At 71.7% G+C, this 14,713-nt stretch carries 15 protein-coding genes; 6 read left to right on the top strand and 9 right to left on the bottom strand.

Annotated features, from left to right (window positions below):
• Window positions 1-145: 145 nt before the first annotated feature.
• From ABD883_RS05295 to ABD883_RS05265, 7 genes are all read right to left on the bottom strand, one after another.
• A complete protein-coding gene (locus ABD883_RS05295; protein WP_345030502.1) occupies window positions 146-1,060 on the bottom strand; it encodes a prenyltransferase in 915 nt (304 codons plus the stop codon).
• A 10-nt stretch (window positions 1,061-1,070) separates the two neighbouring features.
• Window positions 1,071-1,535 (bottom strand): lycopene cyclase domain-containing protein, encoded by a 465-nt coding sequence (locus tag ABD883_RS05290; RefSeq protein WP_345030500.1) that lies wholly within the window; start codon window positions 1,533-1,535, stop codon window positions 1,071-1,073.
• The gene (locus ABD883_RS05285; RefSeq protein WP_276087625.1) at window positions 1,532-2,014 is read right to left on the bottom strand and encodes a lycopene cyclase domain-containing protein; all 483 of its coding nucleotides are present in this window, start codon (window positions 2,012-2,014) and stop codon (window positions 1,532-1,534) included. The genes ABD883_RS05290 and ABD883_RS05285 overlap by 4 nt, the downstream gene beginning before the upstream one ends.
• Complete coding sequence (crtI, locus tag ABD883_RS05280; RefSeq protein ID WP_345030495.1) at window positions 2,014-3,645, bottom strand: phytoene desaturase family protein; 1,632 nt, start codon at window positions 3,643-3,645, stop codon at window positions 2,014-2,016. The genes ABD883_RS05285 and crtI overlap by 1 nt, the downstream gene beginning before the upstream one ends.
• Window positions 3,642-4,562 (bottom strand): phytoene/squalene synthase family protein, encoded by a 921-nt coding sequence (locus ABD883_RS05275; RefSeq protein ID WP_345030492.1) that lies wholly within the window; start codon window positions 4,560-4,562, stop codon window positions 3,642-3,644. The genes crtI and ABD883_RS05275 overlap by 4 nt, the downstream gene beginning before the upstream one ends.
• Window positions 4,559-5,206, bottom strand: coding sequence for a MarR family winged helix-turn-helix transcriptional regulator (locus ABD883_RS05270; RefSeq protein WP_345030489.1), 648 nt, complete (start codon window positions 5,204-5,206; stop codon window positions 4,559-4,561). Before ABD883_RS05270 ends, ABD883_RS05275 begins: the two co-directional genes overlap by 4 nt.
• A 216-nt stretch (window positions 5,207-5,422) precedes the next feature.
• Complete coding sequence (locus tag ABD883_RS05265) at window positions 5,423-6,529, bottom strand: NAD(P)H-binding protein (RefSeq protein WP_345030486.1); 1,107 nt, start codon at window positions 6,527-6,529, stop codon at window positions 5,423-5,425.
• 72 nt (window positions 6,530-6,601) lie between these two features.
• On the opposite strand from ABD883_RS05265, the gene ABD883_RS05260 reads away from it, so the two are divergent.
• The 3 genes from ABD883_RS05260 (at window position 6,602) to ABD883_RS05250 (ending at window position 8,918) form a co-directional block, all read left to right on the top strand.
• A complete protein-coding gene (locus ABD883_RS05260) occupies window positions 6,602-7,264 on the top strand; it encodes a CPBP family intramembrane glutamic endopeptidase (protein ID WP_295690248.1) in 663 nt (220 codons plus the stop codon).
• 518 nt (window positions 7,265-7,782) lie between these two features.
• A complete protein-coding gene (locus ABD883_RS05255; RefSeq protein WP_345030481.1) occupies window positions 7,783-8,307 on the top strand; it encodes a hypothetical protein in 525 nt (174 codons plus the stop codon).
• Window positions 8,308-8,381: 74 nt separating this feature from the next.
• Window positions 8,382-8,918, top strand: coding sequence for a thiol-disulfide oxidoreductase DCC family protein (locus ABD883_RS05250; protein ID WP_345030479.1), 537 nt, complete (start codon window positions 8,382-8,384; stop codon window positions 8,916-8,918).
• A gap of 75 nt (window positions 8,919-8,993) precedes the next feature.
• Here ABD883_RS05250 and ABD883_RS05245 read toward each other — a convergent pair whose 3' ends face one another.
• Window positions 8,994-9,401: a VOC family protein gene (locus ABD883_RS05245; RefSeq protein ID WP_345030477.1), complete on the bottom strand. Its 408-nt coding sequence runs from the start codon at window positions 9,399-9,401 to the stop codon at window positions 8,994-8,996.
• 329 nt (window positions 9,402-9,730) lie between these two features.
• Here ABD883_RS05245 and ABD883_RS05240 point away from each other — a divergent pair, with 329 nt between their 5' ends.
• The 3 genes from ABD883_RS05240 to ABD883_RS05230 all read left to right on the top strand — a co-directional run bounded on the left by ABD883_RS05240 (window position 9,731) and on the right by ABD883_RS05230 (window position 13,376).
• Entirely contained in the window at window positions 9,731-10,927 is a 1,197-nt protein-coding gene (locus ABD883_RS05240; protein WP_345030475.1) for an alpha/beta fold hydrolase, read from the top strand.
• A 61-nt stretch (window positions 10,928-10,988) separates the two neighbouring features.
• Window positions 10,989-12,329 (top strand): alpha/beta fold hydrolase, encoded by a 1,341-nt coding sequence (locus tag ABD883_RS05235; RefSeq protein ID WP_345030474.1) that lies wholly within the window; start codon window positions 10,989-10,991, stop codon window positions 12,327-12,329.
• Window positions 12,330-12,488: 159 nt separating this feature from the next.
• On the top strand, window positions 12,489-13,376 hold the full coding sequence (locus tag ABD883_RS05230) for an enoyl-CoA hydratase-related protein (protein WP_345030472.1): 888 nt from the start codon (window positions 12,489-12,491) through the stop codon (window positions 13,374-13,376).
• 22 nt (window positions 13,377-13,398) lie between these two features.
• On the opposite strand, the gene ABD883_RS05225 is transcribed toward ABD883_RS05230, so the two are convergent.
• Window positions 13,399-14,712, bottom strand: coding sequence for a glycosyltransferase (locus ABD883_RS05225; RefSeq protein WP_345030469.1), 1,314 nt, complete (start codon window positions 14,710-14,712; stop codon window positions 13,399-13,401).
• Between the last annotated feature and the right edge of the window lies 1 nt (window position 14,713).

The raw sequence follows: 14,713 nt of genomic DNA, 5'->3' as shown, positions 1-14,713 counted from the left end.
GAATCGTCACTGACCTCCGCGTCGGAGAGCGACCGCGGGCTCCGCTCGTCACCTGCATTCGCAGCGCTTCGCCGTACTGGACCCGGAGGAGATTCACCCCAGCCTCCATCCGGAGGAGCTGCGCCCTACTCCACCCGGAGGAGCTTCACCCCAGTGCGAACCAGAGCATGAGCATGGTGACGAAGAAGCCGACGACGTAGTTGAGCCAGAGGAACACCGACCAGCCGCGGTGCGCCTCGGCCGAGGTGTTGTCGGTGATCGACCAGAACCGGGCGGAGTTCACCGCGTAGGGCAGCGCGAGCAGTCCGGCGAGCGGCACCGGCCAAGAGGTGAAGACGAGCAGGGCCCCGGCGAGCAGGTACACGGATGTCGTCAGACGCACCGTGGCCCGTGCGCCGAGCACGGTCCCCACCGAGGCGAGACCTCCCTCGCGGTCGGGCACGACGTCCTGCACAGCGCCGAAGGCCTGGCTCGCGATCCCCCAGAGGAAGAATGCGGCGAGCACGAGCCAGCCGTCCCGGCCCACCGGATCGCCGAGGAGCGCGAGGGCGAACCACGCGGGTGAGGAGAAGTGAGTGGACGAGGTGAGCGAATCGAGGACCGGGATCTCCTTGAAGCGCAGACCCCTGACCGAGTACGCGAGCACCGCGAACATGCTCAGTGCGAGCACGGCAGTGGACAGCACCGTGCCGAGGACGACGAACGCGATGAGGAACGGGACGCACGCCACCGCTGCCGCGATGAGGATCCGGCGGTGCTGCTCGGGCGAGGCGAGGTGCCCCTCGACGCCGCCCTTGCGCGGATTCCGCAGATCCGACTCGTAATCGAAGACGTCATTGATGCCGTACATTGCGAGGTTGTACGGCACGAGGAAGAACACGACGCCGAGCACGAACACGAGGTCGACCCGGCCGCCTCCCAGCAGGTAGGCCGCCCCGAACGGGAACGCTGTGTTCACCCACGAGATCGGGCGCGAGGCGAGGAACAGCTCACGGAGCACGGTGATCACCTCCTCGGTCCGACTGCGGATCGTGCCGTGCCGAATTCTGATGGGCCACATTCTGCTGGGCCTAATCATGCTGGGCCGAATCATGCAGTACCGGATCATGCTGTGCCGGGTCATGCTGGGCCGAATCGCTCGGTGCCGCGTCTACCCGTGCCTCGTCAATCCGTGCCGTGTCGACACGCACGGCAGCGCTCCCCACGGCATCGCTCCCCACGGCCCCGCTCCTCACTGCCGAGGTGCGTCGCCGTCCCAGCAGCTCCCACAGCGCCGGCAGAGCGAGGACGGCGAACACCGTGTAGGCGAGATCCTCGACCGGCATCGCACCGATCATGATCCCGGAGATCAGGTCCTCGGCATAGGTGAACAGCCCGACGCGGATCATGAGGTTGTCGAACACGATGGTGAGCGCGATCATCACGATCGCCGTGAGCGCCAGCGCGGACCGGGAGACCCTGCCGGAGCGCCAGCCGACCACCGCGAGCACGAGTGTCGGCATGAGGAACACGAGGTTGATGAGCGTATAGGTCACGGCCGCTCACCTGCCGGTCCGCCGTCGACGTCGGTTCCCGTCCGGTGCGCTGCTCGTCCGCTGTGATCGGCCGGCTCCGTGGCAGCGGGGCCGGGGCCGGCATGACTGATACCGCTGCCCGCACGCGCCCTGCCCGGGCGAACAATGCCCGCACGCGCCCTGCCTGCACGCGCTCGGAGGATCCGCGCCCCGCCGGTGTAGAGGTTCATCGTGAGCCAGCACAGGAACACGAGGAAGAACAGCTCCTCGAGCGGCAGCTCGGGAGCCAGGTCGATCCCCGTCATGTACGGGCTGTCGCCCCGATGGAAGATCCCGGTGAGGATCCCCAGGCCGTCCCACGCGAGGAAGGCCGCCAGCCCGAGGCCGTGGACGATCGCCGCACGTCGCGCATCGGCGAACCAGAACAGCCGGTGCCGCAGGTCGAGGATCGTCATCCCGGCCAGGCTGAACAGCAGGCACGCGAGGTACGCCCAGCTCATCACAGCGATTCCAACCAGCCGCCTGAGGTGTCGCCGCGCAGCTCCTTGACGACGTTCTCCGCGCTGATGAGGCACATCGGCAGCCCGACCCCGGGAGCGGTGAAGGCCCCCGCGTAGAGCAGATTGTCGAGCCGCGAAGCACGCAGTCCGGCAGGCCGCCGCGGCCCGCCGCGCAGGAACACGCTCTGCGCCAGGGTGTTCGCCGGGCCGAGCACGGTGCCCTGCCAGGCGTGGAAGTCGTCGACGTAGTCCCCGGGCCCGAGCGTCCGCCGTACGAGAATGTGCTCGTCGAGGTTCTCGGCGAAGTCCGCCTCGCCGGACCAGCGGGCGATCTGCTCGATGATCCGGTCGCAGTACGCCTCGAAGGCCGGCTGACCGGCGCGCAGGGACGGGTCGGCAGGGCAGGGGACGAGCACGAAGAGGTTCTCGCACCCGTCCGGGGCCACACCGGGGTCCGTGCGCGAAGGGGCGCACACGTAGACCGAGGCGGGGTCGGGCAGGGAGCGCTCCTCGCCGAACACCGCGGCGAAGTTCGCGTCCCAGTCGGCGGTGAAGAAGAGATTGTGGTGGGCGAGCCGGTCGAGGCGCCGGTCGACGCCGAGCATGAGGATCGCGCCGCCCATCCCCGGATCGCGGTGCGCCCACGTCTGCTTCCCGGCGGTGCGGTAGGCCGGGTCGAGGAGCCGGGTCTCGAGGTGGTGGAGGTCGCAGGCGGCGACGACATGGTCGCACTCGAACACCTCGAGGCCGGACTCGGTGCGGGCGACGACCTCGGTGATGGTGCCGCGCCGGCCGGCCGGTGCGGCCGGGAGGGCGACCACCTCGGCCCCGGTCCGGATCTCCACCCCGGCGGCGCGGGCCTGCCGCTCGATCGCGTCGATGATCGTGTGCATGCCGCCGCGCGGATACTGCACCCCGTCGATGAGGTCGAGGCGGCTCATGAGGTGGTAGATGCCGGGCGCCCGCTCCGGGTACATCGCGAGGAACACCGCGGGGTAGCCGAGGATCTGCCGCAGCAGCGGGTGGGTCACGGTGGCGTCGATGCGATCGGCGAGCGAGCCGGTGAGCATGCCGGCCAGCGGTCCGAGCCGCGTGAGGATCGCGGGGTCGGCGAGCGCGGCCGGCGATCGGAAGGTGCTGTAGAGGAAGTGGCGCAGCGCCAGGTCGTAGGCATCGGATGCGGAGTCGAGATAGGTGTCGAGGCGCTCTCCGCTGCCGGGTTCGAGCGATTCGAACAGCTCCCTCACCCGGTCGCGGCCGTAGGGCACGTCGACGGTGAGCCCGTCCTCGGCGAAAACCCGGTAGCCGGGATCGAGCGGGACGAGGTCGAGCTGCTCGGCGCTCGAGGTGCCGCACAGCCGGAAGAAGTGGTCGAACACCTCGGGCATGAGGTACCAGCTGGGCCCGGTGTCGAAGGTGAAGCTCGACTCGCGATGGATGCCGGCGCGGCCGCCCAGCCAGGAGTTGCGCTCGAGCACGGTGACCGCGTGGCCGTCGCGGGCGAGTAGAGCGGCGGTGGCGAGGCCCGCGATCCCCGCTCCGATGACGACGGTGCGGGGCACCTCGGTCCGGGCAGTGGAGGGCGACGCGGTAGAGGACTGCGCGGCGGAGGACTGCGCGGTGCGGGTCATGCGACTCCTCGGGTCCGGACGCATGTCCGGGTGCGTGGTGAACGGCCGACGCGATTGCCTGAGCGCGGTCGGCCGGCGGCGGCGGCCGCGGCCAGTGCGAGCTTACGCGGATTCGACACCCGGATCCGCGTGGTGCTCACGCGGTGCGCCGGAGTGCGCGCGATGATCCGGGTGAGCTCGTCGAAGATCCCGTGCGCGGTCCACACCGCCGGCCGGACCCCGCGCGGCAGGTGCGGGATGCGCGCGGCGGCGAGGTCGAGGTCGCCGGTGATGTCGGCGACGATCGCGGTCTTCTGCTCCTCGGTGAGGGAGCGGGGGTCCACCCCGGGGAAGTAGGCGCGGTCGAGCGCGGCGTCCTCCCCGAGGTCGCGCAGGAAGTTGATCTTCTGGAACGCCGCCCCCAGGGCGCGCGCCCCCTCGGTGATCTCGTGCTCGCGGCTCGCGGGAAGCGGCGCGCCGTCGAAGAAACCGTGCACGCACATCTCGCCGACCACCTCGGCGGAGCCGTGCACGTAGGTCGCCAGACCGTCCTCGTCGTGGCCGTCGTGCTCGGTGTCGGAGCGCATCGAGGCGAAGAACGGCCGCCACAGGTCCGGGCCGATCCCGGTGTCGCGGGCAGCGCGGGCGAAGGCGTGCGCGATGAGGTCGGAGGAGAATCCCTGTGCGACCGCGGCCTCGATCCGGTGCTCGAACCGATCGAGCTCGGCGCGCGCCTCGGCCGGGTCGGCGGTGTCCCAGGCGCCGTCGACGATCTCGTCGGCGACCCGGACCATGCCGTAGATGCTCGTGATGTGGGCGCGGACCGGGGGCGGCAGGGTGCGCACCGCGAGCGAGAACGAGGTCGAATAGCGAGTGAGCACCTGGTGGGCGGCCCGCTGGGCGGTGGCGGTGTAGAGGTCGGCGGGGCGCGGGGTCATGCGGGACCGCCGTCCGCGTCCGGAGCCGAGGGTCCGGCTTCGTCCGGGATCGTGGTGTCGGCCTCGTCGGTCGCCGAGGTGTCTGCCGCATCCGGTGCCGCGGGGCCGCGCTCGGCCTGGCCGGCGGCGACCTCCTCCTGTGCGTGCTGGACGGCGCGGGTGAGCATGACGATGAGGGCGTCGAACATCTCGATGTCGTCGGGGTGCACCCCGCGCATGACGCGCATCATGTGCTCGACGAGCGGGGCGAACATGTCCGCGCCCTGCTGCCGGGCCTTCTCCGTGGCGTGGAGGTTGACCGCCCGCTGATCCGCATCGGAGCGGTGGCGGGTGAGGTGTCCGTTGCGCACGAGCCGGTCGATGACTGCCGAGGTCGCCGGCCCGGACAGCACGAGGCGCCGGCGCAGGTCCGTCGGAGTGATCGGATAGCCGCGCCGGTCGGCTTCGATGACGGCGTTGACCGCGTGCACATCGGTGTGGCCCATATGCTCGGTGCGGCGGACCGTCTCGAAGTAGCGCTCCGATTCGACGGTGAACTTCTGGAGCAGGAACAGCGAGGAGAACCCGGTCTCGTGCCGGTGCGGGCTGCGACTGTCGGCAGGGGCGCCTGCCGCGGCGGTGTCGTCCGGCAGGTGTTCGACCACGGGTTCGGAAGCGGGATCGCCTATCGGAGCGCGAGCCGGATCGGCAGTGTGATCGACCGAGTGATCCTCAGGGGTCATGGTTCCACGGTAGATGTTTCCGTGCGGTTCTGACTACTTGAAATCAGTGATGTTGTTGCACCGTGGAACTAATGGCCGCGCAGACGCCTCCGTCTCACCCGCCTCCGTCTCACCCGCCTCGCCGTGCGTCTGCCGGACCTAATGCCGCGGGAATCGCAGGCGCCCGGGGCGCGCGCGATCGAGGGGGAGCACGTGCCCGAAGGTGCTGCGGAACCGGGTGGCGCCGTCGATCTCCACGTTCCCGCCGGCCCAGCGCGGGTCGGTGTCGGCGCCGGTCTGGGGGTCGCCGCCGGGGGTGGTGCCGGTGCGGGTGGGGCTGAGCGCGCGGCGGATCGCCGAGGCGGTGTCGAGCCGCGGAGCATCGGAGAACCAGTCGTCGGCGCCCGGGTGGGTGCAGATCATGTCCTCGGCGACGCTGTGCGCGAGCGCGGTGACGACCGGGGCGGGCAGGCCGGTGATGCGGGCGACGGCCGGGCCCACCGCCTCGGCGGGCACCGGGCCGGCAGGCACGTGCGGCCGGTGGAGGCCCGCGACCGAGGCGTAGAGCCGGATGAAGTCGGGGTAGGTCATGACATCGGGCCCGCCGATGTCGATGAACCCGGTGCGCGTCGACCCGATCGCCCATGCCAGCGCCCGCAGCACGTCCACGACGGCGATCGGCTGCACCCAGTGGTGCATCCAGCCGGGGACCGGGATCGCCGGCAGGCGCTCGGTGAGGCGCCGGACGAGCTCGAAGCTCGTCGACCCGGCGCCGACGATGATCGCCGCCCGCAGCGACAGCGCCGGGACCGCACCCGCGAGCAGGATCTCCTCGACCTCGAGGCGCGAGCGCACGTGCTCGGAGTGCCGGGTCTCGGTCCGCGCGCTCGCCCCGGTGCGCAGGTCGGTGCGCACCTGCGGGCGGTCGGCCGGGACGAGCCCCGACTGGTACACGATCTGGCCCACCCCGGCTGCCTCGGCCGCCCGGGCGAACTCTGTTGCGGCCGTGGCGTCGATCCGCGCGAAGTCGCGGTCGGCCATGGAGTGGACGAGGTACACCGCCGCATCGCACCCGGTCAGTGCCGCGGGCATGGTGTCCGGGCGGAGCACATCGAACTCGGCCGCGCGCACCAGGTGCGCCCACGGAAACTCCGCGAGCCGCTCCGGGGTGCGGGCCCCGGCGGTCACTTCGTGCCCGGCGGCCAGCAGGGCGGGGACGAGCCGGGAGCCGAGGTAGCCGGTGGCTCCGGAGACGAAGACGCGCATGGGGCTCCTGTTCGCTGGTGTGACGGGCGCGGGGATGAATCCCGCCGGGGTGCTTCCCCTAGTATCGACGGTGTGGCGCACGCGCAGCACCCGGAGGCCCCCGTCGACCGCCGCCCGCCGTGGGCGGCCGTCGCGGTCATCGCCCTGTGCCTGCTCATCGGCGCAGGGTTCCTCTACGGCACGTTCGTCGTCGGGTACGACACCGCGCTCTTCTTCCAGTTCTCGTTCGTGCTCGCCGCCTGTTGGGTCGCGGTGTACATCGCCGGGCTCGCGGTCCGCGACGGGCGCACTTCCGCGGAACGGGCCTCGCTCGGCCGCGCGATCGGGCTCGGTGCACTGGGCGGCTTCGCCGTCGGCATCGTGAGCATCATCGGCGCATGGGTGCTCTCGCTCCTGCCCTGGACCGCGGACCTCATCGTCGGCGTCCTCGGTCCGATCCGCGCCGAGAACTTCACTCCGGTCTTCATCACCGCGCTGCTCGTCGGGGCCACGGAGGAGCTCGCCTTCCGCGGGGGAGTGTTCGCCCTGTTCCGCCGTCGCCCCGTCCTGTGGTCGACGGTGATCTACGCGATCATCACCTGCGCCACGATCAACCCCGCCCTCGTCGTCGCCACCGTGGTGCTCGGCGTGCCCTTCGCGTGGCTGCGCGCCTGGACCGGTCGGGTGGTGGCGGCGGTGACCGCCCATGTCGTGTGGACGACGGTCACTCTCACCGTGCTCTCCGTGCTCGTCTGACGGTGTCGGTCCGGGCGCGGTGCCAGCCCGGCGCGGTGCGCACCCGGGTGCGGTGCTCGTCCGTCGGCGCTTCTCCGAGTGCGTTCGTCCGGGCACAGCGTTCGGTCGTCTTCGTCATCCGCCCGAGGCGAGGTGCAGGCCGGTGACGAGGGGAGATGCGGTGCATTCGGGATAACCCGCCGCTCCCCTCGGGTTTGCCGCCATTCGTGCCGCATGTGTGTGACACCTCCGTCGAGGCGGGAGAGAATGAGCGGAGTGCAATCCCACCAGGCCCGCGAGACCGAGAAGGTGACATGAGCATTCCCCCGCCTCCCAACCAGCAACCGTCCGATCCACAGTTCGGAGGGCCGCAGTTCGGTGGGTCGTCCGCCGGAGGGCCGCCCCAGGGTGTTCCGCCTCAGAGCGCTCCGCCGCAGGGTGGGCAGGATGCACCGCCTCCCAGACCCGGTGCCGGCAGCCCGGGAGCGAACCACTCCGGTGCCCCCGGACACGGCTACGGCCCGCAGCCGGGCCGGAAGATGAAGCGTTGGGGGCAGGGGCTGACCTGGACCGGCCTCGCGATCACCGTCGTCGGCATCATCGCGGCGATCGTCACCGGCGTGATCGGGTTCGGCAACGCGGTGCCGAGCGAGGACCGGATGACGACCATCGTGTCCAGCGGCACCGTGACCGCCGAGGCGGACGAGGACCTCTACCTCTATGTGCCCGACGGCGCGGCGCCGGCGGTGTGCACCGTGTACCCGCCCGGCCAGGCCGAGGTGCACCCGATCGAGAACCCGATGACCACGAACTTCACCCACGAGGGCGCCCAGTATCAGTCGAACGGCGGCTTCACGACCACCGAGGCCGGCACCTATGAGCTCACCTGCTCGAACCCCGAGGTGCTCGTCGCGCCCAGCGTGTCCGGCGGCGCAATCGCCGGCGGGGTGCTCGGAGTCGTCGGCGGCTCGATGGCGGCCGTGGCCGGCGGACTCATCCTCATCATCGGCATCATCCTCTGGATCGTCGGAGCGAAACGGATGAAGAAGTCCGGAGTGCGATGACCGCGAGTGGTGCGGAGGTGGAGTCCTCCGAGGATCGGTCTGCAGCGGCCCGGCCCGCAGCGGATCGATCTGCCGTGGATCGCGCGGATCGCAGCGTTCGGCCCGCTGCGCTCACCGTGCTCTTCGACGGCCACTGCGGGTTCTGCACCCGCTGCGTGAATGCCGTCGAGGCACGCGACACCCACGGACGGATCACGTTCCTCGCACACCAGGTGCCCGGGGTGCGGGAGCGCTGGGGCGTCACCCGCGCGCAGGCGGAGTACCAGCTGTGGGCCATCGGCCCCGGAGGCGAGCGGGCCGGAGGTGCGCAGGCCGTCGCCGCGATCCTCGACACACTCATCGGATCCAGAGCGGGCTTCGGATCCCGAACGGGCCTCGGGCCCGGTGCGCGCCTCGAATCCCGTGCGCGGCACGGATCCGGTGGGCCCCTCGGGCCCGGCCCGGACGACCGTGTCGATAGAGCCGGGAGGCGCGGCCCGCTCGAGCGGGTGGCCCGGACCCCCGGCGTCGAACAGCTGCTCGATCGCGCCTATCAGTGGGTCGCGCGCAACCGCGCCCGCTTCCTGGGCACGACCCCGTGGTGCGAAGCGCACACGGGGAATTGCCGCTGAGGATCATCATCCGACGATGCCCTGCCCGATGATGATCCTCGTTCCGAAGAAGACCCTCGTGCAGGCGGGATTCCGCTAGCCGACGAAGATGCAGAACGGGTGGCCGGCGGGATCGGTGAAGATCACGATCGGCTCGTCCGGGTCGGCCCGGCCGTCCTCGATCTGCCGGGCACCGAGCTCGAGCGCCCGCGAGCGGTGCCGCTCGAGCTGTGCGGTGTCCTCGACGGTGAAGTCGAGGTGGAGCTGCTGGTGCACCTCGGTGCTCGGCCAGGTCGAGCGCGGCAGGTGCTCGGTCGGCTGGAACGCGAGCCGCTGACCGTCGGGCGAGACGAGGATGAGGAACTCCCCGTCGTGCTTCCCGCCCGGCTCGTCGCCCGGGCGGTACGACCACCCCAGGAGCGCGCGGTAGAACTCCGCGAGTCCACGGTGGTCCTCGGCATCGAGCACGGTGGAGCGGAGGCGGGGGAACGTCTGCTCATCCATCCACCCAGCCTGCCACCGGGCCGCGGTCCTGTCAGCCCCGCGAGCCATCTCTCATTCCCCGGCGTTCGCCTCCCGCCCCGTGCTGAGACCTCGATTTCGGAAGGTCCCTGAGCGCCGATCCGCCGTTCTCTGCGGTTTCAGCGCGGGGTGCCTCGGTTCGAGGATTGACGGTCGGTGCGGGGCCGAACCCGCGGGCCGCTGCACCCCGAGTGCGAAGTCCAACCCGCGGGAGTTCTCATCCCCGATTCGCGGCCGACGCGATTCCCGATCCGTGACCGGTTCGCGTTCGATAGTCTGCTCGTGACTCGATCTCCAGCGAAAGGCCCGCCATGTCGGCCACCGCCCGCCCGAAGTCCAGCCTCCTCCCGATCGCCGCCCGGACCGCCGGGGCCCTCGCCGGTGTTCTCGCCCTCACCGCCGGCACCTACGTCCTCCGCAACACCACCTACGCCCGGCTCGACCGGGCACGCGCCGAACGCGTTGGCTTCACCCTCCGCACGACGATGATCAACGGACACGGGATCCGGTTCGCCGAGGGCCCCGACGTCGGCCCGGCGCTCGTGCTCCTGCCCGGCCAGGTGAGCGACCTGTGGAACTACGCCCGCGTCATGCTTGACCTCTCCCGCGACTTCCATGTCTACGTCGTCGACATCCCCGGCCACGGCGGGTCCGAGCACGACCCCGAGCTCTACTCCGGTGCGGTGCTCGGGGAGCTGTTCGCCGACTTCATCGCCGGGGTCGTCGGCGAGCAGGCCATCGTCTCCGGGCACTCCTCGGGCGGGCTCATCGCCGCCTGGCTCGCCGCGTCCCGGCCCGAGGTGGTCGCCGCGCTCGTGCTCGAGGACCCTCCGTTCTTCTCCTCGGTGCTGCCGGCCGCGGAGAAGACCGCGAACCACGTCGACCTGGCGACCACCGCCCACGCCTACCTCGCGCAGCACTCCCCGGACTCGGGCCCGCCCGGCCAACCCGGCCCGCCTGCGGCAGATCCGTCCGCGGCAGACCAGCCCGCGGCAGACCCGTCCGAAGCAGACCCGCGCGCCGCGGATTTCGTCGCCTTCTACGCCGAGCACACCCCCATGCTCGACATATTCGGCGACCTCGGCCCGCGCATGCGCGCCCAGGCACTCGCCCAGCGAGCCGCCGACCCCGCGCGGCCCGTGCGCTGGGCGCTCATGCCGCCGGTGCTCTACGAGTACTTCCGCGGGATGGGCGACTACGACCCGCGGTTCGGACAGGCCTTCTTCGACGGCAGCTTCCACGACCATTTCGACCACGCGCTCACTCTCGCCGCGATCAGCACGCCCACCCTCCTCATCCACTGCAATTGGTTCCGCGACGAGGACGGCGTGCTCATGGCGGCGATGAGCGGCGAGGACGCGGAGCAGGCGCGCGACCTCATCCCCGACGTGCGATTCGAGCGGGTCGACTCCGGACACAGCTTCCACTTCGAGCACCCCCGCCGCTATGCCCGGCTGCTCCGCGGGTTCGCCGCCGACACCGTGGGCGAGGTCGACCTCCTCGACTGAGGCCGCCGGGCACCGATGCCGCACTCGAACACCGTCCAGGTCGACCTCCTAGACTGGCCGGATGGACAGATCAGCGACCATGCGCCGACAGGCGCTGCGCACGCCCGGCCTCCGCTCGATCCGCCGCCCGATCGGCACCCGCGACCCGCGCTCGGCGGCGGGATCTCCGCTGTCCTCCCCACCACCCGCCGAGGCGCCAGCCGCCTCCTCGACCGGGCCCGAGTTCGAGCTCCACTACGTACGCACCGGCCCGGACACCTATCGGAGGTCACCGGACCCGGTGGCGCCGGCCTCGGGCGCGGCGTCCGTCCCCCTCGTCATCCTCCCCGGCGGGCCCGGCCTCGCCTCGGCGCTGCCCTACGGTGAGGTGCGGAAGCAGGCGGCGGCGCGCGGCCTCGAGGTCATCATGATCGAGCACCGCGGAGTCGGGCTCTCCCGCCGCGACCTCGACGGCCACGACCTGCCCCGCGAGGCGCTTTCCGTCGCGCTCGCCGCTGAGGACATCGCCGCGGTGCTCGACGCCGAGCACATCGAGCGGGCGGTCATCGTGGGCTCGTCCTACGGCACCTACCTCGCCCAGGCCTTCGCCGTCGAGCACCCCGAACGGGTCGCGGGCCTCGTCCTCGACTCCCCGATGCTCGCCGCGACGGACGAGAAGGTCGCCCGCGAGTACTCGCGCGACCTGCTGTTCCACGGCACCGCGGGGTCGCGGGAGACACGGCTGCTCGCGGCGAAGGTCCACGACCTCGTGACCTCCGGCGACGTCGACGAGCTCACGCTCGGCCGCGATGTGCGGATCATCTTCGAGTTCGCCGGGCCGCAGGTGCTCGACCGCTTCCTCAACCAGGTCAGGCTCGGCCGGGCGAAGCGCACGCTCGCGTTCCTCGACAAGGCCGGTTCCGGCGACATGGGCGACGGGCTGCCCTACTTCATGGAGTTCGACCTCGTCGGCGAGATCGCGTTCCGCGAGCTGAGCTTCTTCGCCGCCGGCGACGGCCGGATCTTCGACCAGACGCACGAGTTCGAGGCGATCCGGGCGCAGTACTCCGACTACGTCGGCGAGCCCTACGACCTGCCGGCGGCGCTGCCGGGCTTCGACTTCCCCGTCGTCGCGCTGTCCGGTGACCGCGACCTGCGCACACCCCGCCCCGTGGCCGAGGAGATCGTCCGCCTCGCACCGCAGGGTCGACTCGTCGCGCTGCCGGAGCACGGGCACAGCGCGCTCGACACCCACCTGCGCGCGCTGCTCATCGCGTCCGAGGCGGTTGCCACCGGGCGGGAGCCGGAGCTCGACTGGAACCCCGAGCGGTTCGCGCACCTCGACCACACCGGGGGGCCGTCCCGGTTCGTCGGTCCGCTGATCGATGCGAACCTCGCCCTCGACCGGATCCTCTCCCGCTGAGACCTCGATCTCGGAAGGTTCCTGAGAGCGATTCCGCACGAGTTCGCAATGTCAGCGCGTGCGACCTCGCGCGGCCCCCGAGACCTGACAGCAGACGCCCAGGCCCTGATGACCGGTGCCGATAGACTGACGGCGTTCACGCCTACAAGGAGGTCTGCCGTGTCCGATCCCAGCACCTCGTCATCGAACTCCCCGTCCCGCGACGCCTCGTCCACCGGAACCTCGTCCGCAGGCGCGTCTGCAGACACGTCGTCGCCGGGCCCTGCGAGCCCTGCCACCACGGAGTTCCCCTCCGACGCCCCGCTGCAGGTCGAGATCCACGACGGGATCATGACGCTCACGCTGCGCCGCCCCGAGCGGCGCAACGCGGTGAACCAGGAGCTCGCCGACGCGCTCGACCGGGCCTTCGCCATCGCCGAGGCGACCGCCTCCGTCCGCGTCATCGTCCTCACCGGGGCGGGCGGGTACTTCTCCGCCGGCACCGATCTCAGCGAGGGCACCTCGCCGAAGACCCCGGACGGCGGCTCCTACGGCTTCGTGCGCCGCCGGCGCAGCGTGCCCGTCATCGCCGCGGTGGAGGGATTCGCGCTCGGCGGCGGCTTCGAGATGGTCCTCACCTGCGACCTCGTCGTCGCCGCCCGCGACTCCCGGTTCGGCCTCCCCGAGGTCAAGCGCGGCGTGGTGGCGAACTGCGGGGCGTTCTTCCGCACCCCGGCCAAGCTGCCGGCCACCGTCGCCACCGAGATGCTCCTCACCGGCGACCCGATCTCCGCCCCGCGCGCCGTCGAGCTCGGCCTCGTCAACACCGTCACCGAGCCCGGCCACGCGCTCGCCGGGGCGCTCGAGCTCGCCGGGCGCATCACCGCGAACTCCCCGGTCGCCGTCGCGGAGACCACCCGGGCCCTCATCGAGGCGCGCGATCTCGCGGAGGAGCCGCTGTGGCCGCTCACCGACCGCGCCTCGCAGACCCTGTGGGCGTCACCCGACCGGGAGGAGGGGATCCGCGCGTTCTTCGAGAAGCGCGAACCGCGCTGGACTGTGCGCTGACGACCCCTCACCTGACGACTCCTCACCCGACGCCCCCGAGCACCTCCTCGATCGCGGCCACCGCGGCAGCAGCCCCGTCCTCGGCGGCGTACTCCGCCTGCACCCGGTCCGCCGCCTGCCGGTAGCGCGGGTCCGTGAGCAGCGCGCGGACCGCTTCGGTGAGCCTGCGGGTCCCGGCGGCCCGGCGGGGGAGCGCGATGGCATTGCCCTCCCGAGCGCACACCGCGATGTTCCACGACTGCTCGGGCTGCATCCCCATCCCGACAAACGGCACCCCGGTGGCGCACGCCGTCTGCACCGTGCCCTGCCCGCCGTGGATCACCGCGGCGTCGACGAGCCCGCCCAGGCGGTGTGCCGGCAGCAGGTCGACCAGGTGCACGCGCTCCGGCAGCTCCGACTCGTCCCCGGGCTCGAGGAGGTGCCGGACGGGCGCGACGACCTCGACGTCGAGGCGGGCGAGCGATGCGACGGCGGCGAGCACGGTGCGGCGGTCTCCCGAGGAGCCGAGCGCCAGATATACGAGCGGGCGCGGGCCGGCGGCGAGCTCCCGGACCACTGGGGGCACCTCACCGGGGAGCTCGGCGAAGATCGGCCCCACCCGGCGGTACCCGGCCGGCAGGGAGTACCCGGCGAGCTCGGAACCCATGACGGTGAGGAGGTTGATGTCGCCCTCGAACAGCGCGGCCCCGGTGCGCAGGGGAGGGACCCCGACCTCCCGGGCGACGGCGGTGAAGGCGCGCGGCGCGATCGGCAGCCGGTCGTAGACGAGCCGGAAGGCGGCCGACCCCGCCGCATCGAGCGCACCGCGCACCGCACTGGACACCGCATCGAGGGCGCCCGGCACCGCATCGGGGACGCCGGGCTCTGCATCGACGGCGCCGGGCAGCGGACCGCTCCCGGGGGCGAGTCCCAACCGGGCCGTCTGCTCGACGTGCGGGCGGGTGAGCGCGAAGGGAACGGCGTAGAACAGCGGCACCGCCTCGGCCCGGGCGGAGATCAGCGAGGTGACGTTCGTGCCCATGACGACCGCCTCGGCCTCGGTCTGTCGGATGAGGCGCCGTTCGGCGGCGACGCGGGCGCGCACCAGCCGGGTGCTGAACGGGTGGCGGATCGAGCGGCCCTGGTCGAGCGCGAGCGCCTGCGCCTGCTGATCCGGTGTCAGCACGGGGGCGAGCCTGCGCACCTCGAACCCGGCGTCGCGGATGAGGTGCGTGTACGGGTCCTCGTAGACCTGGAAGATCGCGCGCCACTCGGGGCCGAGCGCCCGGGCGATGACGATCATCCGGGTGGTCTCGGCGAGATTGAACGTCACCGGCGCGAAGATCAGGGTCCGCATA

The organism is Brevibacterium pityocampae, assembly GCF_039541555.1.
Taxonomy (GTDB): Bacteria; Actinomycetota; Actinomycetes; order Actinomycetales; family Brevibacteriaceae; genus Brevibacterium; species Brevibacterium pityocampae.
This window is presented reverse-complemented; position numbering and strand designations above follow the sequence as displayed.